Here is a 16,370-nt window from a genome sequence, read left to right on the forward strand (position 1 = left end):
GTGCTGGTGCTGGTGCTGGTGCTGGTGCTGGCCCCTGTGCCGGTTCGCCCATGGCCCCGGGTTGGTCTGGGTCCGGCCACTGCGGGTGGGCGGCTGGCGCCTGGGCCCAGAGACGGGCCGAAAGTCTGTAGAGATGTTGCATAGGTCATCCTTGGAAGAGCGGGGCCGATGCTAAGCAGCACGGGCGAAGCCCGTTGATCGGCTCCTGACGGCTGCTTTGCCCGACCCTCTCGCGCTCAGAAATCCGCTTGGGTCTGCCCGATCTTTGCTTTGATGGGTCCCTCGATGGCATCTATTCGTCTTTGGACGTTGTCGGGTCGAGTGATTTTTGGGCTCAATTCCAGGGATCCTTGCTGGGGTCGCGGATGATGACCAGGCTCTGCTCATGCAGCGCGGCCAAGGCCTCACCAAACGATCGATAGAGTTGCAGTTGCTTGCCGTCCCGGGACAGCATCAGGTACCTGTTGACTGCATTAAGTAGGGTGGCCCTCCAGCGATGCGCCGGAATCAACGCTGCGACTCTCGGGTTCGTTCCCTGGTCTTGCAATGCGCTCAAAATCGCAGGCTTCCAGCGCGCATTTGTGTAGGGCTGCGTCAACGGATAGTGCAGGTAGGCCTGCACATTGGCTTCCACCCACTTCACGTGATCTGGCCAGGGGTGCCGGACGGTGTTGAGCTGGATGAGCACCTCTGCCAGCGCCTCGCCCGCCCGGGAGGCGTGGGCCATCAAAATCCGGTCGTCACCGTTTGGCTTGGGGATCCCTTTCGGTTCTTGGCACACGGCCCGGATCAGGATCGCTTTGTGCGAATCCGCCATGTCTACCCCGCCCAGGTGGCGCGCCAGCGGACGGGCAATCGAATCCGTGAGTGTCCATCCCAGATCAGAGCCTTCGTCGATGAGCTGGCCGCTGACGTCCCCGTAGGCCCAGTCCCAGACCTTGAGCAGTTGCTCAAGGTGGGCGTCACCCATGCAGAGGCGGTCGAAGGGTTCGGTCATGGCCTGTATGAAATCGCGGGTTGCGTCTGGCTCCCGCCAGTGCCGGGAGGCGCGGAAGCTGCTGACCATCTGTTCCACGGTGGTCAAAGGGAGCCCGGTCAGCTGATCGCCCGCCAGCGAAGTCGCCAGTGCTTTCAGGGCCTTCACCGGTCTGTGTTCGGCGAAAAGTGATTCCATCACCTCAGTGAGCGCGGGAACGTGGCTCGGATCCCCCGTGGGCGCGGCTGGTGTGTCCTCGAGGCTGCAAGGCAGTTGCATGCCCAGGACGGGGAGGGCCTCTTCATCGATCCGCCACTCGTCGGCGAGGGTCTCGCGATAGTGCGTTGTATCTTCAGGCTCAGGCTCAGGCCAGGTTCTTTGCGCCGCAGGCAGGTGATCTGGATAGGCCGTGGATGCCAGTAGCTTCAAGCTCAGCAAGCCGAGCAAGCCAGCGCCTGCGAGCATCAGACGCCGTGCCGCTCTGCTGCACAAGGAGGTGTGTGGCCCCGCGGCGGGTCTTCCCGCTGGCCGTCCCGCAGCCATCGCCATGGCGGCAATTGGCTGGGCCGCGTTTCGTCCCCTGGGCGGTGGCAGTGATGCGCTGCGCTGGCGAAGGCCAGCCGCCTGCGGGCCCATGGCTGGATGTACCACTGGCGCGGCAGGCGCCTTTGGCAAGCCGGGTTGGTCCTCTTCCCATTGCGCGGGATCGATGGGCGCCGCTGCGTTCTGAGCGTTCTGTGCGGGCGGAGGGTAGGGGCGGGGCAGCCATCGGGCGAGCAGTTGCATAGGTCCTCCTGGGTCGACACCGACCGATCCTAGGAAGAGTTGCCGATTGCGCTTACTCGCCGCCTGACGCTCGGCAGAGGGCGCGCTGGCTTCAGCGCCCCTGGAACCTGGCCGCGCGCTTTTCCAGGCGGGCGGCCATGCCCTCGCGCTTGTCCTCGCTGGCGAACAGCGTGGCAAAGGCCGTGCGCTCAAACGCCAGGCCTGCATCGAGGCCGACGTTCATGCCCTGCAAGACGCTGGCCTTCACCTGGCGCAGGGCCAGGGGCGGCAGCTCGCACAACTCGCGCGCCATGGTGAGCGCGCGCGTTTCGGCCTGGCCGTCCTCGGCCAACTCACTGGCCAGGCCCCAGGCCAGGGCCTCTTCGCCCGAGAAGGGCTCGCCCCGCAAGAGGATGTTCATCGCCCGAAACTTGCCCACCGCGCGGGTGAGGCGTTGCGTCGCGCCGCCGCCGGGCATGATGCCCACTTTGACCTCGGGCTGGCCGAACTTGGTGCCGCGCTCGGCCACCAGGATGTCGGCGTGCATGGCCAGCTCGCAGCCGCCGCCCAGCGCCCAGCCGCGCACGGCGGCGATCACTGGCTTGCTGCAATGGCCGATCGCGTCCCAGAGCAGGCCCATGCGGCGCGCCATGATCTCGAGCGGGTCGGCGTCGCGGTACTCGGTGAGATCAGCGCCAGCACAAAAAGCTTTTTCGCTGCCCGCCAAGACGATGACGCGCACGGCCGGGTCGGCGTCAAGCCGGGTGAAGGCCTCGGCCAGGGCATGGCGCAATTGCAGGTTGAGGGCGTTGAGAGCGGCGGGCCGGTGCAGGCGCAGCAGCACCACGCCAGGGTGGGGGTGCTCCTCCAGCAAGACCGGTGCGTCCGCTGTGGTGGAGGGGAGGGGGCTCGTGGTCGGGGGGGTCATCGTGTTCTCGTGTGCGTCGTGCGTCGGGTGGACACCCGGATCAGGGTGCGAAGCGGTAACCGCTTTCAGCCCTTGAACACCGGCGGCCGTTTCTCGAAGAAGGAGGCCACCGCCTCGACATGGTCGGCGGTGTGGTGCGCCAGGCCCTGAAAGCGGCCGGCGGTGTCGAGCGCCTCATCGAGCGTGCCGGTGCGCGCCTGCAAGAGCAGCTGCTTGGTCCAGCGCAGCACCTGCGGCGGGTTGGCGGCGATGCGATGGGCCAGCGCCATCGCCGCCTCCATCAGCGCTTCAGGCTCGACCACGCGCGAGACAAGGCCGATGCGCAGGGCCTCGTCGGCACCCAGCGTCTCGCCGGTGAGCGCCATTTCGGCAGCACGTGAAAAGCCCACGATCCGGGGCAGGAACCAGCAGCCGCCATCACCGGGGACGATGCCCACTTTGACAAAGCTCTCGGCAAACTTGGCGGTGGTGGAGGCAATGCGGATGTCGCACATGCAGGCCAGGTCGTTGCCCGCCCCCATGGCCGCGCCGTTCACCGCCGCGATGATGGGCACCTGCAGGGTCTGGAAGGCGCGCGGAATGCGCTGAATGCCCTGGCGGTAGTTCTGGGCGATCTGCTCGGGCGAGCCGCCGAACATGCCGGTGCGGTCTCGCATCTCGGCGACGTTGCCGCCGGAGCAGAAGGCGCTGCCGGCGCCCGTCAGCACCGCGGCGCGCACCGAGGTGTCGGCATTGAGCGCAGCGAACACGCGCTCGAAGCCGCCAAAGCACTCTTCTCCGCTCAGGGCGTTGCGGGTGTCGGGGCGATCGAGGGTGAGCAGGGCCACCGGGCCGTGGCGCTCGACGCGCAGGAAGTCGGAAGTCATGGCGCAGTGTCCTTCAAGAAGTGAATCGACCGCCCCGTGGGGCGGCCGCATGGGGGGAGGTCAGAAACGGTACCCGGGGTTGCCCGCGGCCTCAGGCCTTGGCCAAGGCCAGTGCCGCCCCTTGGCCCACGCCGATGCACATGGTGGCCAGCGCATGCCGACCGCCCGTGGCTTGGAGTTGGCGGGCCGCAGTGAGCGCCAGACGCGCACCCGACATGCCCAAGGGGTGGCCCAGCGCGATGGCGCCGCCATGCGGGTTCACATGCGCGCCGTCGTCTGGCAGGCCCAGGGCGCGCAGCACCGCCAAGCCTTGGGAGGCGAAGGCCTCGTTCAGTTCGACGACGTCAAAGTCGCCGATGGACAGGCCCAACTGCGCCATCAGGCGCTGCGTCGCCGGCACCGGGCCGATGCCCATGACCCGAGGCGCCACGCCCGCGCTGGTATAGCCGGTGATACGTGCGATGGGCGTGAGCCCGTGCCGGGCTACGGCGGCCTCGCTCGCCAGCAGCAAGGCGGCGGCGCCGTCGTTCACGCCGGAGGAATTGCCGGCGGTGACGGTGCCGCCCTTGCGGAAGGCGGGCTTGAGCGCGGTGAGGCTCTCGAGCGTGGTGTCAGCGCGGGGATGTTCGTCGCGTGAGACGGTGACCGTCTCGCCGCGCTTGCGGCCCGCCACCTGCACAGGAATGATCTCGCCGTCGAACCAGCCCGCGGCCTGAGCCTGGGCGGTGCGTTGTTGGCTGGTCAAGGCAAACGCATCTTGGTCGGCGCGCGAGATGCCGTGCTCCTCGGCCACGTTCTCGGCGGTCTCGCCCATGGCGTCGGTGCCGTGCATCTCGTGCATGCGCGGGTTGACGAAGCGCCAGCCGATGGTGGTGTCATGCACCTCGTTGTTGCGAGAGAAGGCGCTGGTGGCCTTGGGCATGACGAAGGGCGCGCGGCTCATGCTCTCCACACCGCCGGCCAGGGCCAGGTCGACCTGGCCGCAGGCGATGGCACGGGATGCGCTGGCCACAGCCTCGAGACCGGAGGCGCACAGGCGGTTCAAGGTGGCGGCGCCGACAGTCACTGGCAGGCCGGCGAGTAGGGCGCTCATGCGGGCCACGTTGCGGTTGTCTTCGCCGGCCTGATTCACGCAGCCGTAGTACACCTCCTCGAGTGCACCCCAGTCCAAGGTGGGGTGACGCGCCATCAGCGCCTGGATCGGCAATGCACCCAGGTCGTCGGTGCGGATGGAGGAGAGGGCGCCGCCGTAGCGGCCGATCGGCGTACGCACGCCGTCACACAGGAAAACGGTTCGGAGCTTGTTGTCCATCACAGGCCCAGCACCCGCTCGGCGTTTCCGTGCATGATTTTTTCCATGATCTCGTCCTTGTAGCCCAGCTCGGACCACTCGCGCAGGATGCGCTCGTAGGGGAGGCTGGGGTAGTCACTGCCGAACATGATTTTATCTTGCAGGCGACCGCGGATATCGACCTTGAGGTTGCCCGGGAAGTGCTTGGGCGCCCACCCCGACATCTCCCAGTACACATTGCCTTTGTGCAGGGCCACCGCGGTGGTCTCGTCGACCCAGGGCCAGCCCGGGTGGGCCATGATGATTTTCAAATTGGGAAAGTCGGCCGCGAGCTGGTCGATGTGCTTGGGGTGGGCATGGCGAATCACCGCGCCGTTGCCGCCAGGCATGCCGGCGCCCATGCCGGTGGTGCCCACATCGATCATCACCGCTGCGCCCAGGCTGGCGATCTCCTCGAACAGCGGGTAGTAGCGGCGGTCACTCACACCGAAGTGCTGCATGATGGGATGGAAGTGAAAGCCGATGAAGCCCAGCTCGGTCACCGCCTTTCGCACCTGCTTCATCGCAATCTCGCCCTTGGCGGGCTCCACCGCGCCCCAGCATTGGAGGATGCGATCCGGATGTCGCTTCCACATCTCGTGCACGTACTCGTTGGTGCAGGCGGCCGCGTCGATGGTGGTCTCCAGGTCCAGGGCCACCAGGCAGGCTTCGACGCCGGCGTCGGTGAACTCCTGGATCACGTCCGCTTCGTTCTTGCCCACCCATTCACGCTTCCAGTAGCGGGCCAGCTCCCCGGGATAGGGGCCTTGTGACTCGATCCAGGTGGAGGTGCCGGGGTAGCAATGCAGGTCAATGATTCGCACGGGGATGTCTTTCGTGAAGGGGTCAGGTCGGCAGGCCAGCGCGTTCGGCCGCGAGCTTGGCGGTGATTTGCTCGCCCAGGGCCTTTTTCGAAACCTTGCCAAACGTAGAGACCGGGAACTCGGCCAACGTCTCCAGCCGCTCGGGCAGCTTGAACTTAGCGATTTCCCTGGTGAGGAGGAAAGCCACCAATTCGCCCAGGTTCAGGTCGGCGCCGGCCCGCAAGATGACGTAGGCGCACATCTTCTCGCCCATGGCAGCGTCGGGCATGGGCACGCAGGCCACGTTCTGCACCGCGGGGTGCATGAGGATCAGGTTCTCCACTTCCTCGGCGCTGATTTTCTCGCCGCCGCGGTTGATCAAATCCTTTTTGCGGCCCTCGACGATGTAGTTGCCCGAGGGGTGCTTGCGCATCAGGTCACCCGAGCGGTAGAAGCCATCGGGCGTGAACTGGCGGGCGTTGTACTCGGGTACACCGTAGTAGCCACGCAGGGTGTAGGGGCCGCGCACGGTGAACTCGCCCACTTCGCCTTCGGGCACTTCGCGGCCTTCATCGTCGAGCAGCAGCACCTCGTCGTCTGCAGACACCGGTCGGCCGCAGGTCTCGAGCTTGACTTCTTCAGGGTCACTGGCGCGCACGAACATCAGCGTGCCTTCGGACATGCCGAAGTTCTCTTGCACGAAGACGCCGGGAATCAGTGCGCGGGTCTTGCTGCGCACCTCTGGCTGCATGCGCTGCCCACCGCTTTGGATCAACTTCAGGCTCGACAGGTCGTAGTCCAGGGCGGAGGGGTCGTTGATCAGGCGAATCAGGAGCGCCGGCACCACCTTGAGGTGGGTGATCTTGTGCTTTTGGATCAGGGCGAACATCTCGGTCGGCCGGGTGTTGGCATGCACCACCACCTTGCCGCCCTTGAACATGAAGCCCTGAATGCCCGGGCAGGCCAGCGGCAGGTTGTGCGCGATCGGCAGCACCAACAGCAGCGTGGAGTCTTGCGTGAGCTCGGTCACCTCGGAGGCAACCTTGGAGTTGTAGGCGTAGTCGTTGTGGGTGCGCGGAATCAGCTTGGGAATGCCGGTGGTGCCGCCCGAGAGTTGGAAGATGCAGGGGTCGGTCGGCGCAAACTTCAGTTCCTGCAGACGCGAGGCAGGCAAGGTGGCCGGCTTGTCGATCAGGGCGCGCAGCGACACCTCGCCGGGACCCGCGTTGCCCAGCACCATCCGGAACCGGAGGCTGGGGTTTTCTTGCTGCACGCGGGTGATGATGGGTGCAAAGGCGAAGTCGCCCGAAGTCTCGGGGTAGACGCAGGTGGTGGCGCCCGAGAGCTGTACAAACTGGTTGATCTCGGCAAAGCGGTGCGTGACCAGCGCCGCGATCGGGATAGCGCCGATTTTTTGCAGCGCGAAGTACAGGATCACGAACTCGTGCACGTTCGGAAGCGTCGGCACCACCCGATCCAGCGGCTTGAGACCCAGCTCCAAGAGGTTGAGGGCCAGGTTGGTGGTGACCCGGTCTAGCTCGGCGTAGGTGAAGGTCTTGTCGCCGTCGACCAGGGCTACCCGGTCGGCAAAGCGCTGGAAGACGCCTTCGAACTCCTGCGCCAGGGTGCGGTCCTGCCAGTAGCCCATGGCCCGGTAGCGCGCGGCAAATTCAGGGGGGAAGGGAACGAAGCCTTCGAGCATCGGGGTTCTCCTAAGGGGCTCAGGTGGAGCTGGTGAAGCCGCCGTCAATGACGACCACCTCGCCGGTGACAAAGCGCATGCCCTGGATCAGGTTCATCATGACTTCGGCCACGTCGTCGGCCGTCACGCAGCGCTTGAGGGGCGTGGCCTTGGCGCGTGCGCCCATGAGCTGGTCGTACTTGTCGCCCAGCATGCGCTCCATCCAGTCGCCTTCCATCCAGCCCGGGGCGACTGCGTTCACGCGGATATCGGGGCCCAGGTTCCAGGCCAGCATTTTGGTCAGGCTGATCACCGCGGCCTTGCTGGCGGAATACGGCAGGGGCTGAGGGCCAGGGCGCATGCCCACAATGCTGGCGGTGTTGACGATGCAAGGCTCGGTGCCCTTTTTCAGCAGCGGCACCGCCGCGCGTGAGACCTGGAAGGTGCCGCGCACATTGACCGCAAAGGTGCGGTCCCACTCGTCCATCTGCAGGCTCTCCAGGTCCTTCACCTTCCAGTTGGCGGTGGTCCCGGCGTTGTTCACCAGGGTGTCGAGGTGGCCCCAGGCGGCGTCAATGGTGGCCAGCATCTGGCGGACCGCCGCGTCGTCGCTCACGTCGCATTGCAGCGTCATCGTTGCGGCGCCCAGAGCCTGGGCCTCCTGGGCCACTGCCTCAGCCGCCTTGGCGCTGGAGCCGTAGTTGATGGCGATGTCAAAGCCGGCGCGGGCCAGGGCCAGGACGGCGGAGCGGCCGATGCCGGTAGCGCCGCCGGTGACCAGGGCTTTTTTGCGATCTGTCATAGGGTGCTTTTCCTGAGGTTGGAATACGCTTCGCCCGCCCTGCGCCGGGAAGCTGCAGGGAGAAGGCGTGCGGGAGCGGGTTTTACTGGGGCTGGATGCCGAGGTCGGCGACCAGCTTCTTCATGGCGCGCTGCTGCGAGGCAAAGAACTCGCGGGCGGCGGCGGGGGTGTCGGCTCGGGGATAGACACCCATGTCATTGAGTCGGGCGCTCATGTCGGGGGACATGATGATGCGGTTCACGTCCGCATTGACCTTGTCGATCACCGCCGTAGGCGTGCCTGCGGGCAGGATGATTTGGAACCAGCCGATGGCCTCGTAGCCCGGATAGGTTTCGGCCACGGTGGGAATGTCCAGTCCCGGCAAGCGCAGGGTGGACGTCACCGCCAGGGCCTTGAGCTTGCCGGCCTTGATTTGACCGATCAGGCCGGGGATGCCGTCGGTGGTCATGACCACGTCACCAGACATGAGGCCGACGAGGGCGGCGGGCGGTGCGGGGTAAGGCACGGTGGTCATGCCCATGCTGCCGGCCTTGTTCAACATCTCGCCGGCCAAGTGGGGCAGGGAGTTGGGCTGGGGCGCAGCGAAGTTGGCCTTGCCCGGGTTGGCCTTGGCAAAGCGCGCCAGGTCTTGCAGGGTGTTGATGCCCGAGGCGGCGTTGGCCACCATGACCAGCGGGCTGATGCCGATGGTGGCAGCCGAGGTGAGCTCGGTGTCGGGGTTGAACTGCGGGTTCTTGTAAACGAGAGGTGTGATGGTGCCCATGGCCGCCGGCACGAAGCCGATGGTGTAGCCGTCGTTGGCCGAGCGGGCCAGCGCCGACATGCCCGGGATGCCGCCGGCGCCAGGGCGGTTGTCCACCACCACGCCCTGACCCCAGGTCTGGCTCAGGCGTTCGGCCAGCAGGCGGGCGATCACATCGGGAGCGGCGCCAGCACCGGCGGGCACGATCAACTTGACGGGGCGGGCGGGCCAGCTTTGGGCATGGGCGCCGACTGCGGTGAGCGAAAGCGCCGCGAGGGCAGCCGTGCCCAGGGCGCGGCGGGTCCATGCGTGGAAGGTGCGGTTCATCGATGTCTCCAGTGTGTTCGCTTACCGCTTCTGGCGAGCGGAATAGGGCGCAGTCTAGGCGGGCCGTGGGTTCTCAAAAAGATGCCAAAATATGCAGATTGATCACAATTTGTGAACACCCATGAAGTTGAACCAACTGCGCGACCTGGTGGCCATCGCGGAGCGGGGAAGCCTGCGCGGCGCGGCGCGCCATCTGGAGGTGGCGCAGTCGGGGTTAACCCGCAGCATCCGCGACCTCGAGCGCGAGCTGGGCAGCCCCCTGTTTGAGCGAGACGTGCGGGGCATGGTGCTCACCCCGATGGGTCGTCTGTTCTACCAACGTGCCAGTTCGGCGGTGAATGAGCTGCACCGGGCGCGCGAGGAAATGGAGCAGGCCCAGGGTGGCACCCAGGGCACGGTGGTGGCGGGCCTGTCCATCATGCCCCACCTGGGCATGCTGCCTGGTGCGCTCAAGCCCTTTCGCCGGCGCTTTCCTGGGGTGGTGCTGAAGCTGATCGAGGGTCTGTACCCGGCGATCGAGCCAGGCCTTCGTAACGGCACCATCGACTTTTATATCGGCGCGATGTCGCAGGCCGATCCCGCGCCGGGCCTGGTGTCGGAGGTCTTGTTCCACAACACCCGCATCGTGGTCGGCCGCAAGGGCCACCCGCTGGCGGGCGCCAAGTCGCTCAAGGACCTGGTCGGCGCCGATTGGGCCACCCCCTCGTTGGACGTGAATGCCGCCGAAGACCTCACCGCTGTCTTCGGCCGATTCAAGCTGCCAGCGCCAGCGATCAAGTTGCAGGCGCATTCAGCCATGTCGGTGCTGGTGGCCCTGGCCAATACCGACTTACTGGCGATGCTGCCGCGTCAGTGGACGGAGATGTCAATGGCGCAGCAGTCGCTGCAGGTTGTGCCGGTGCGCGAGCGCCTGACCGCGCCGGACATCGTCTTCGTGCGTCGCGCCAATCTGCCGCTCACGCCGGCCGCCGAGCACCTCAGTGATTTGATGCGGCGCTACGCGGACGCCTGAGCCCTGCGTGCGCAGGTCCGCACGAAAGCAGCCAGCGGCGCGGCCAGCGTCTCATCCTCCGTGCCCAGCGAGGCGCTCGGCGAAAAGTGGTTGTGCTCCGCCAGCACCTGCCACTGGGGCTGATAGCCATGGTGGGTGACGAGGCGGTGGAACAGAGCCCCTGCTTGCACCTGCATGTTCGGCAAGTCTCGCTCGGTCATACCCACCCACACAGGAAAGGGCGCGGCGTCGATCCGCGTGAGGATGCTCGCCTCGGACCAATCGGCGCGCTCGGCGCCGAAGTAGGCGTCGTTGCGTGGGTCGGGCGTGGCAATACCCAGGGCGTCGCGCGAGAGGCGCTCCATGCGCGCGTCGTAGGGCCCCGACATGAGGAAGGCGCCAGCGATCTGCCAGTCTGCGGGTTGCAATGCCCGAATAAAGGCTGCCGCTGCCACGTGAGCGGCGCCAGCCGACTCGCCCGCCAGCACGATGGCGCGCGGGTCGCCGCCAGAGCGCGCCGCGTGCCCCCTGAGCCATTGCCATGCCGCCGCAACGTCCTCGCCACCGGCCGGCCACATCGCTTCGGGGGCCAGGCGGTAATTGAGAAGAGCCGTCACGAAGCCCTGCTGGGCGCCCCACCAGCCCAGGTTGGCCCGGTCGGACTTGTCGCCGCGGATGAAGCCGCCGCCATGGGCGAACAGCAGGACGGGCCGGTCGGTTCCGTCGCCTTCTGGGTGGTAAACGTCGAGGCGATGACGCGCATGCGGGCCGTAGGCCTGGTCGGCCACCAGGGTGACGCCGCTTCGGTCTTGCGTCGCCAGGCGAGGGGCGTAGAAGGCCTTGACCTCCGGTGGTGTGGCGCTACTTCCCCAGGCGCGCAACTGGGCGAGGGCTTGCGGACCGGGGCCGGAGCCGGGGCCGGGTAGGTGTGGAGCTGTTGCAGGCAGTGGCGCAGTCATCCCGCTATCGTGCCAGAAGGGATCTCGCGGGTTCCCGCTTCGCCCTGGGGGTCCGGGCGACCCGCTTGCCGTTGCGCCGCCCGCATGTGCTCAGGCCGTTGCGATCCGCCCAGCCAACTCGCGCAGCAGGTCTTGGGTGGATTTTTGCGTGAGTGTGGTGGGCCGCTGCGAGCTCACTGCCATGCTCACGCTGCTTCGCAGGCGCGGCGAGCCAATGGCGCGGGTGATGAAGGCGCTGGGCCTTCCGGAGCTGCGTACCGCCTGGCCGGCCAGTACCGCGCTGCCGGCGCCGTCGGCCACCAGTTCGAGGATGGAGGCCACCCCGTCCACCTCCAGCGCGATGGTGGGCTTGAGGCCCAGCGTCGCCAATTCGCCCTCGACCTGCATGCGGATCGCATGCGGCCGGCTGGGGATCACCAGCGGCAGCTGCGCCAGCTCGCGCAGTGGCATGGCTCGCCCGGAGGTGGGCCCGGGCGAGCTCTTGGCTTTTGTCGCCTGGCCTGCCGACCGCGCTTGCACCAGGAACAGGTCCTCGTCGAACAAGTGCGTGAGCTCGATCTCGGGCGAGGGCGTGGCGTTATAGAGGATGGCGATGTCCAGCCGCCCACTGGCCAGGGACTCCAGCATGGGGGTGGACAGTGCCTCGGTGATGGACAGGGCGGCCTGAGGCATGGCCTCGCGGAAGGCGTGGATCAGGGCCACGGCCAGGGCGCGGGCGATGCTGGGGGGCAGGCCCACGACCACCCGGCCGGCCAGGGCGCCGCGGACCCGGCCCAACTCCTCCCTCGCGCGCTCGACCTGGTGCAGGATGCCGCGGCCGTGTTCGAGCAGCAGTTTGCCCGCTTCGGTGGGCACCGCGCCCCGCCCATTGCGCACCAGCAGGTTCTGCCGCAACTCCACTTCCAGCAGGCGCACCTGCCGGCTCAGGGCGGGTTGGGCGATGTTGAGGGCCGAGGCGGCACGGGTGAAGCTGCCCAGTTCGGCCACGCGCACGAAGTACTCGATTTGCTTGAGGTCCATGCCCTGTGCTTCCGTGAATAACCTTGGCCTCATTATGCCGGTATGGCATAGCTGCTAGTGGGGGCTTCCCCTAGGTCTGCCCCCGGGGGCAGGGGACAATCGCCTCTCAATATGAATTCGACCTCCGCCCCCCACATGGCCGCGCCCTTGCGTGGCATTTCCTCCATGGCCACCCGCCAGTTGCTGGCGGAATTGGTGGCCGCCTGGCAGGCCGACACCGGCGGCCAGGCCGCCATTGAGTCGGTGGGCGGAGTGGACGCGGCCAAGCGGGTACAGGCCGGCGAGGCGTTCGACCTTGTCTTCCTGGCCTCGGACGCAATCGCCAAGCTCGAAGCCGCCGGCTGCATCGTCCCAGGCAGCCGGGTCGACCTGGTGCTCTCGGGCACGTCGGTGGCGGTGCCGGCTGGCGCCCCTCTGCCCGATATCTCCAGCGAAGAAGCGGTGCGCGCCGCCGTGCTGGCCGCGCCCAGCGTGAGCTATTCCACCGGCCCCAGCGGCGTGGCCTTGGCCCAGATGTTTGAGCGCTGGGGCATCGCCGAGCAGGTCAAGGGCAAGATCGTTACGCCGCCGCCGGGCACCCCAGTGGGCTCGCTGGTGGCCCAGGGCCAGGTGGCGCTGGGCTTCCAGCAACTGAGCGAGTTGATCCATGTGAGCGGCATCACCATCGTCGGTACGCTGCCGCAAGCCATTGCGATCGACACTATTTTTTCCGGCGCGGTGCGCCAGGGCAGTGAGCGCGCAAGCGAGGCGCATGCGCTGCTGGCCTACATGGCCGCGCCGCACACGGCCGAGGCCAAGCGCCGACAGGGCATGCAGCCGGCCTGAAGAGGCGTGCCTGAAGCAGTTTCCGACCCCATTTCCGATTCATTCACGCATTCAACGAAAACAGCAGGAGAAACCATGTCCCTCATCATCGACTGCCATGGCCACTTCACCACCGCCCCCAAGGCGCTGGAGGACTGGCGCAACCAGCAAATTGCCGGCATCAAGGACCCGTCGGTTATGCCCAAAGTCGCTGACCTGAAAATCAGCGACGACGACCTGCGCGAGGCCATCGAGACCAACCAGCTCAAGCTGATGAAGGATCGCGGCAGCGACCTGACCCTGTTCTCGCCCCGCGCCAGCTTCATGGCCCACCACATCGGCGACTTCCATGTGTCGTCCACCTGGGCCAGTATTTGCAACGAGCTGGTGTTCCGCGTGAGCCAGCTCTTTCCCGACCACTTCGTGCCGGTGGCCATGCTGCCGCAGTCGCCCGGCGTCGATCCGGCCACCTGCATCCCCGAGCTGGAAAAGTGCGTCAAGGAGTACGGCGCGGTGGGCATCAACCTTAACCCCGATCCGTCGGGCGGCCACTGGACCAGCCCGCCCCTGACCGACCGTCACTGGTACCCCATCTACGAAAAGATGGTCGAGTACGACCTGCCGGCCATGATCCACGTCTCGACCAGCTGCAACGCCTGCTTCCACACCACCGGCGCGCACTACCTCAACGCCGACACCACCGCTTTCATGCAGCTGGTGCAGGGGGATCTGTTCAAGGACTTCCCGACGCTGAAGTTCCTCGTCCCGCACGGCGGCGGTGCGGTGCCTTACCACTGGGGTCGTTTCCGCGGCCTGGCCCAGGAGCTGAAGAAGCCCCTGCTGTCCGAGCATGTGATGAACAACGTGTTCTTTGACACCTGCGTCTACCACCAGCCAGGCATCAACCTGCTCAATACCGTGATACCGGTGAAGAACGTGCTGTTCGCCTCCGAGATGATTGGCGCGGTGCGCGGCATCGACCCGGAGACCGGCCACTACTACGACGACACCAAGCGCTACATCGAGGCCAGCCCCATCCTCTCCGATGCAGACCGTCACCAGATCTACGAAGCCAACACCCGCCGTGTCTTCTCGCGCCTGGACGCGCGCCTCAAAGCCAAAGGACAGTGACCATGTTTGAACTCGGAGTCGTGTACCCCAACAACGAACGCGCGGACCGTGCCACCGCTGATGCCCTGGCCAGCCTGGGTTCGGCCACCGTCCATGAGGCCATGGGCCGCGTCGGCCTGATGAAGCCCTATATGCGCCCGATCTACGCTGGCGCTCAGGTGTCTGGCACTGCAGTGACCGTGCTGCTGCACCCCGGCGACAACTGGATGATGCATGTGGTGGCCGAGCAAATTCAGCCCGGCGACATCGTGGTGGCCGCTATCAGTGCCGAGTGCACCGACGGTTACTTCGGTGACCTGCTGGCCACCTCTTTCCAGGCCCGCGGCGCCCGTGCCCTGGTGATCGACGCCGGTGTGCGCGACGTGAAGACGCTCACCGAGATGAACTTCCCGGTCTGGTCCCGCGCCATCTCCAGCAAGGGCACCATCAAGGCCACGCTAGGTTCGGTCAATATTCCGGTGGTCTGCGCTGGCATGTCGGTCAATCCGGGCGATGTGATCGTGGCCGACGACGACGGCGTGGTGGTGGTGCCGCGCCAGATGGCCGCCAAGACCCTGGAGGCCGCCCGCGCCCGCGAGGCCAACGAAGGCGAAAAGCGCGCCAAGCTCGCCTCTGGCGTGCTGGGTCTGGACATGTACAAAATGCGCGAGCCCCTCGAGAAGGCTGGCCTGCGTTACATCGACTGAAAGTAAAACATGGCACAAGCCAACGACAAGCCGGCCAACGACAAGGTCACCTCCGGCGGATTCACCAAGACCCCCGGCTGGCTCGACTGGTACACCGGCCCGACGAAGCCGCGCTTCCAACTGCCCGCCGGCAGCGTGGACGCGCACTGCCACGTGTTCGGCCCCGGCGACAAATTCCCCTACGCGCCCGAGCGCAAGTACACCCCTTGCGACGCCTCTTGGCAGCAGCTCTTTGCCCTGCGTGACCACTTGGGCTTTGAGCGCAATGTGATCGTGCAGGCCACCTGCCACGGGTCCGACAACAGCGCCATGGTCGACGCCTTGAAAAACGCCCAGGGCAAGGCCCGTGGTGTGGCCACCGTCAAGCGCAGCGTGAGCGATGCCGAGTTGCAGGCCATGCATGCCGCTGGCGTGCGTGGCGTGCGCTTTAACTTCGTCAAGCGCCTGGTGGACTTCACCCCCAAAGACGAACTGATGGAGATCGCCGCCCGCATTGCTCCCCTGGGCTGGCATGTAGTGATCTATTTCGAAGCGGTCGACCTGCCCGAGCTGTGGGACTTCTTCACCGCACTGCCCACCACCGTGGTGGTGGACCACATGGGCCGCCCGGACGTGAGCAAGCCGATCGACGGCCCCGAGTTCGAGCTGTTCCTCAAGTTCATGCGCCAGCACCCCAATGTCTGGAGCAAGGTCAGCTGCCCCGAGCGCCTGTCGACCACCGGCCCGCGCGCGCTGGGTGGTGAGCAGGCCGCCTACCGGGACGTGGTGCCTTTTGCCCGCAAGGTGGTCGAGGAGTTTTCCGACCGCGTTCTCTGGGGCACCGACTGGCCACACCCTAACCTGAAGGACCACATGCCCGACGACGGCCTGCTGGTCGACTTCATTCCGCACATCGCCACGACCGCCCAATTGCAGCAAAAGCTCTTGGTGGACAACCCGATGCGCCTCTACTGGAAGGACTGACATGGCCCTCGACAAGCCTTACCTGGACGTCCCAGGCACCACCATCTTCGATACCGAACAAAGCCGCAAGGGCTACTGGCTCAACCAGTTTTGCATGAGCCTGATGAAGGCTGAGAACCGTACCCGCTTCAAGGCCAACGAGCGCGCCTACCTCGACGAGTGGGCGATGACCGAGGACCAAAAGCTCGGCGTGCTCTCACGCGACCTCAATCGCTGCATCGCCCTGGGCGGCAACATCTACTTCCTGGCCAAGATCGGCGCGACCGATGGCAAGAGCTTCCAGCAGATGGCCGGCTCCATGACCGGCATGAGCGAAGAGGAGTACCGCAACATGATGATTGGCGGTGGCCGCTCGGTCGAAGGCAATCGCTATATCGGGGAGAAAAAATAATGGCCCGTATCACCGCCAGCGTCTTCTCGTCGCACGTTCCCGCCATCGGCGCCGCCCTTGACTTGGGCAAGACCCACGAAGACTATTGGCAGCCGGTCTTCAAGGGCTACGAGTTCGTCAAGCAGTGGGAAAAGGCCCAAAAGCCCGATGTGGTCTTCTTGGTCTACAACGACCACGCCACGGCCTTTAGCCTGGACTTCATTCC

Annotated in this window: 16 protein-coding genes and 1 pseudogene; 7 read left to right on the forward strand and 10 right to left on the reverse strand. The window is 66.2% G+C overall.

All coding sequences use genetic code 11. The features are described 5' to 3' along the window. Positions 1 to 334: 334 nt before the first annotated feature. The 8 genes from QE494_RS12180 to QE494_RS12215 form a co-directional block, all read right to left on the reverse strand. Positions 335 to 1,423, reverse strand: a complete 1,089-nt coding sequence (locus QE494_RS12180; RefSeq protein WP_300043658.1) for a hypothetical protein — start codon at positions 1,421 to 1,423, stop codon at positions 335 to 337. A gap of 430 nt (positions 1,424 to 1,853) precedes the next feature. Next, positions 1,854 to 2,669, reverse strand: a complete 816-nt coding sequence (locus tag QE494_RS12185; protein ID WP_300043660.1) for an enoyl-CoA hydratase-related protein — start codon at positions 2,667 to 2,669, stop codon at positions 1,854 to 1,856. A gap of 65 nt (positions 2,670 to 2,734) precedes the next feature. Continuing rightward, positions 2,735 to 3,535 carry a crotonase/enoyl-CoA hydratase family protein gene (locus QE494_RS12190; RefSeq protein WP_300043662.1) on the reverse strand — a complete coding sequence of 267 codons (801 nt, stop codon included), beginning with the start codon at positions 3,533 to 3,535 and terminating at the stop codon, positions 2,735 to 2,737. Between the two features lie 91 nt (positions 3,536 to 3,626). Then, a complete protein-coding gene (gene pcaF / locus QE494_RS12195; RefSeq protein ID WP_300043664.1) occupies positions 3,627 to 4,847 on the reverse strand; it encodes a 3-oxoadipyl-CoA thiolase in 1,221 nt (406 codons plus the stop codon). Further along, entirely contained in the window at positions 4,847 to 5,689 is an 843-nt protein-coding gene (locus QE494_RS12200) for an amidohydrolase family protein (protein ID WP_300043666.1), read from the reverse strand. Before QE494_RS12200 ends, pcaF begins: the two co-directional genes overlap by 1 nt. Positions 5,690 to 5,711: 22 nt before the next feature. Beyond that, complete coding sequence (locus tag QE494_RS12205) at positions 5,712 to 7,370, reverse strand: (2,3-dihydroxybenzoyl)adenylate synthase (RefSeq protein ID WP_300043667.1); 1,659 nt, start codon at positions 7,368 to 7,370, stop codon at positions 5,712 to 5,714. A gap of 19 nt (positions 7,371 to 7,389) precedes the next feature. Continuing rightward, entirely contained in the window at positions 7,390 to 8,151 is a 762-nt protein-coding gene (locus QE494_RS12210; protein WP_300043668.1) for an SDR family NAD(P)-dependent oxidoreductase, read from the reverse strand. 82 nt (positions 8,152 to 8,233) lie between these two features. After that, positions 8,234 to 9,220: a tripartite tricarboxylate transporter substrate binding protein gene (locus tag QE494_RS12215; protein ID WP_300043669.1), complete on the reverse strand. Its 987-nt coding sequence runs from the start codon at positions 9,218 to 9,220 to the stop codon at positions 8,234 to 8,236. 121 nt (positions 9,221 to 9,341) lie between these two features. Between QE494_RS12215 and QE494_RS12220 the strand changes: the two genes are divergently transcribed. Beyond that, the gene (locus QE494_RS12220) at positions 9,342 to 10,232 is read left to right on the forward strand and encodes a LysR substrate-binding domain-containing protein (protein WP_300043670.1); all 891 of its coding nucleotides are present in this window, start codon (positions 9,342 to 9,344) and stop codon (positions 10,230 to 10,232) included. Here QE494_RS12220 and QE494_RS12225 read toward each other — a convergent pair. After that, a complete protein-coding gene (locus QE494_RS12225) occupies positions 10,217 to 11,170 on the reverse strand; it encodes an alpha/beta hydrolase (RefSeq protein WP_300043671.1) in 954 nt (317 codons plus the stop codon). The genes QE494_RS12220 and QE494_RS12225 overlap by 16 nt on opposite strands. Before the next feature lie 90 nt (positions 11,171 to 11,260). Then, positions 11,261 to 12,190: a LysR substrate-binding domain-containing protein gene (locus tag QE494_RS12230; RefSeq protein ID WP_300043673.1), complete on the reverse strand. Its 930-nt coding sequence runs from the start codon at positions 12,188 to 12,190 to the stop codon at positions 11,261 to 11,263. Positions 12,191 to 12,325: 135 nt separating this feature from the next. Between QE494_RS12230 and QE494_RS12235 the strand changes: the two genes are divergently transcribed. From QE494_RS12235 to QE494_RS12260, 6 genes and pseudogenes are all read left to right on the forward strand, one after another. After that, positions 12,326 to 13,015, forward strand: coding sequence for a substrate-binding domain-containing protein (locus QE494_RS12235; protein WP_300043679.1), 690 nt, complete (start codon positions 12,326 to 12,328; stop codon positions 13,013 to 13,015). 75 nt (positions 13,016 to 13,090) lie between these two features. Continuing rightward, positions 13,091 to 14,125, forward strand: coding sequence for an amidohydrolase family protein (locus QE494_RS12240; RefSeq protein ID WP_300043674.1), 1,035 nt, complete (start codon positions 13,091 to 13,093; stop codon positions 14,123 to 14,125). A gap of 2 nt (positions 14,126 to 14,127) precedes the next feature. Beyond that, the gene (gene ligK, locus QE494_RS12245; RefSeq protein WP_300043675.1) at positions 14,128 to 14,811 is read left to right on the forward strand and encodes a 4-carboxy-4-hydroxy-2-oxoadipate aldolase/oxaloacetate decarboxylase; all 684 of its coding nucleotides are present in this window, start codon (positions 14,128 to 14,130) and stop codon (positions 14,809 to 14,811) included. Between the two features lie 9 nt (positions 14,812 to 14,820). Next, entirely contained in the window at positions 14,821 to 15,774 is a 954-nt protein-coding gene (locus tag QE494_RS12250) for an amidohydrolase family protein (RefSeq protein ID WP_300043676.1), read from the forward strand. Between the two features lies 1 nt (position 15,775). Continuing rightward, positions 15,776 to 16,165, forward strand: a complete 390-nt coding sequence (gene ligA / locus QE494_RS12255; RefSeq protein WP_300043678.1) for a protocatechuate 4,5-dioxygenase subunit alpha — start codon at positions 15,776 to 15,778, stop codon at positions 16,163 to 16,165. Beyond that, positions 16,165 to 16,370, forward strand: a pseudogene (locus QE494_RS12260) (protocatechuate 3,4-dioxygenase); the annotation flags it as partial. The gene ligA and the pseudogene QE494_RS12260, both read left to right, overlap by 1 nt.

Origin of the sequence: Ramlibacter sp. (assembly GCF_029866045.1) — a bacterium.
Taxonomy (GTDB): domain Bacteria; phylum Pseudomonadota; class Gammaproteobacteria; order Burkholderiales; family Burkholderiaceae_C; genus Ramlibacter.

What these genes read in the sequence shown, in the direction of transcription:
- QE494_RS12185 (WP_300043660.1), bottom strand. Translation starts at nt 2,669, where the DNA reads ATGACCCCCCCGACCACGAGCCCCCTCCCCTCCACCACAGCGGACGCA.
- QE494_RS12190 (WP_300043662.1), bottom strand. Translation starts at nt 3,535, where the DNA reads ATGACTTCCGACTTCCTGCGCGTCGAGCGCCACGGCCCGGTGGCCCTG.
- pcaF (WP_300043664.1), bottom strand. Translation starts at nt 4,847, where the DNA reads ATGGACAACAAGCTCCGAACCGTTTTCCTGTGTGACGGCGTGCGTACG.
- QE494_RS12205 (WP_300043667.1), bottom strand. Translation starts at nt 7,370, where the DNA reads ATGCTCGAAGGCTTCGTTCCCTTCCCCCCTGAATTTGCCGCGCGCTAC.
- QE494_RS12210 (WP_300043668.1), bottom strand. Translation starts at nt 8,151, where the DNA reads ATGACAGATCGCAAAAAAGCCCTGGTCACCGGCGGCGCTACCGGCATC.
- QE494_RS12215 (WP_300043669.1), bottom strand. Translation starts at nt 9,220, where the DNA reads ATGAACCGCACCTTCCACGCATGGACCCGCCGCGCCCTGGGCACGGCT.
- QE494_RS12220 (WP_300043670.1), top strand. Translation starts at nt 9,342, where the DNA reads ATGAAGTTGAACCAACTGCGCGACCTGGTGGCCATCGCGGAGCGGGGA.
- QE494_RS12225 (WP_300043671.1), bottom strand. Translation starts at nt 11,170, where the DNA reads ATGACTGCGCCACTGCCTGCAACAGCTCCACACCTACCCGGCCCCGGC.
- QE494_RS12230 (WP_300043673.1), bottom strand. Translation starts at nt 12,190, where the DNA reads ATGGACCTCAAGCAAATCGAGTACTTCGTGCGCGTGGCCGAACTGGGC.
- QE494_RS12235 (WP_300043679.1), top strand. Translation starts at nt 12,326, where the DNA reads ATGGCCGCGCCCTTGCGTGGCATTTCCTCCATGGCCACCCGCCAGTTG.
- QE494_RS12240 (WP_300043674.1), top strand. Translation starts at nt 13,091, where the DNA reads ATGTCCCTCATCATCGACTGCCATGGCCACTTCACCACCGCCCCCAAG.
- ligK (WP_300043675.1), top strand. Translation starts at nt 14,128, where the DNA reads ATGTTTGAACTCGGAGTCGTGTACCCCAACAACGAACGCGCGGACCGT.
- QE494_RS12250 (WP_300043676.1), top strand. Translation starts at nt 14,821, where the DNA reads ATGGCACAAGCCAACGACAAGCCGGCCAACGACAAGGTCACCTCCGGC.
- ligA (WP_300043678.1), top strand. Translation starts at nt 15,776, where the DNA reads ATGGCCCTCGACAAGCCTTACCTGGACGTCCCAGGCACCACCATCTTC.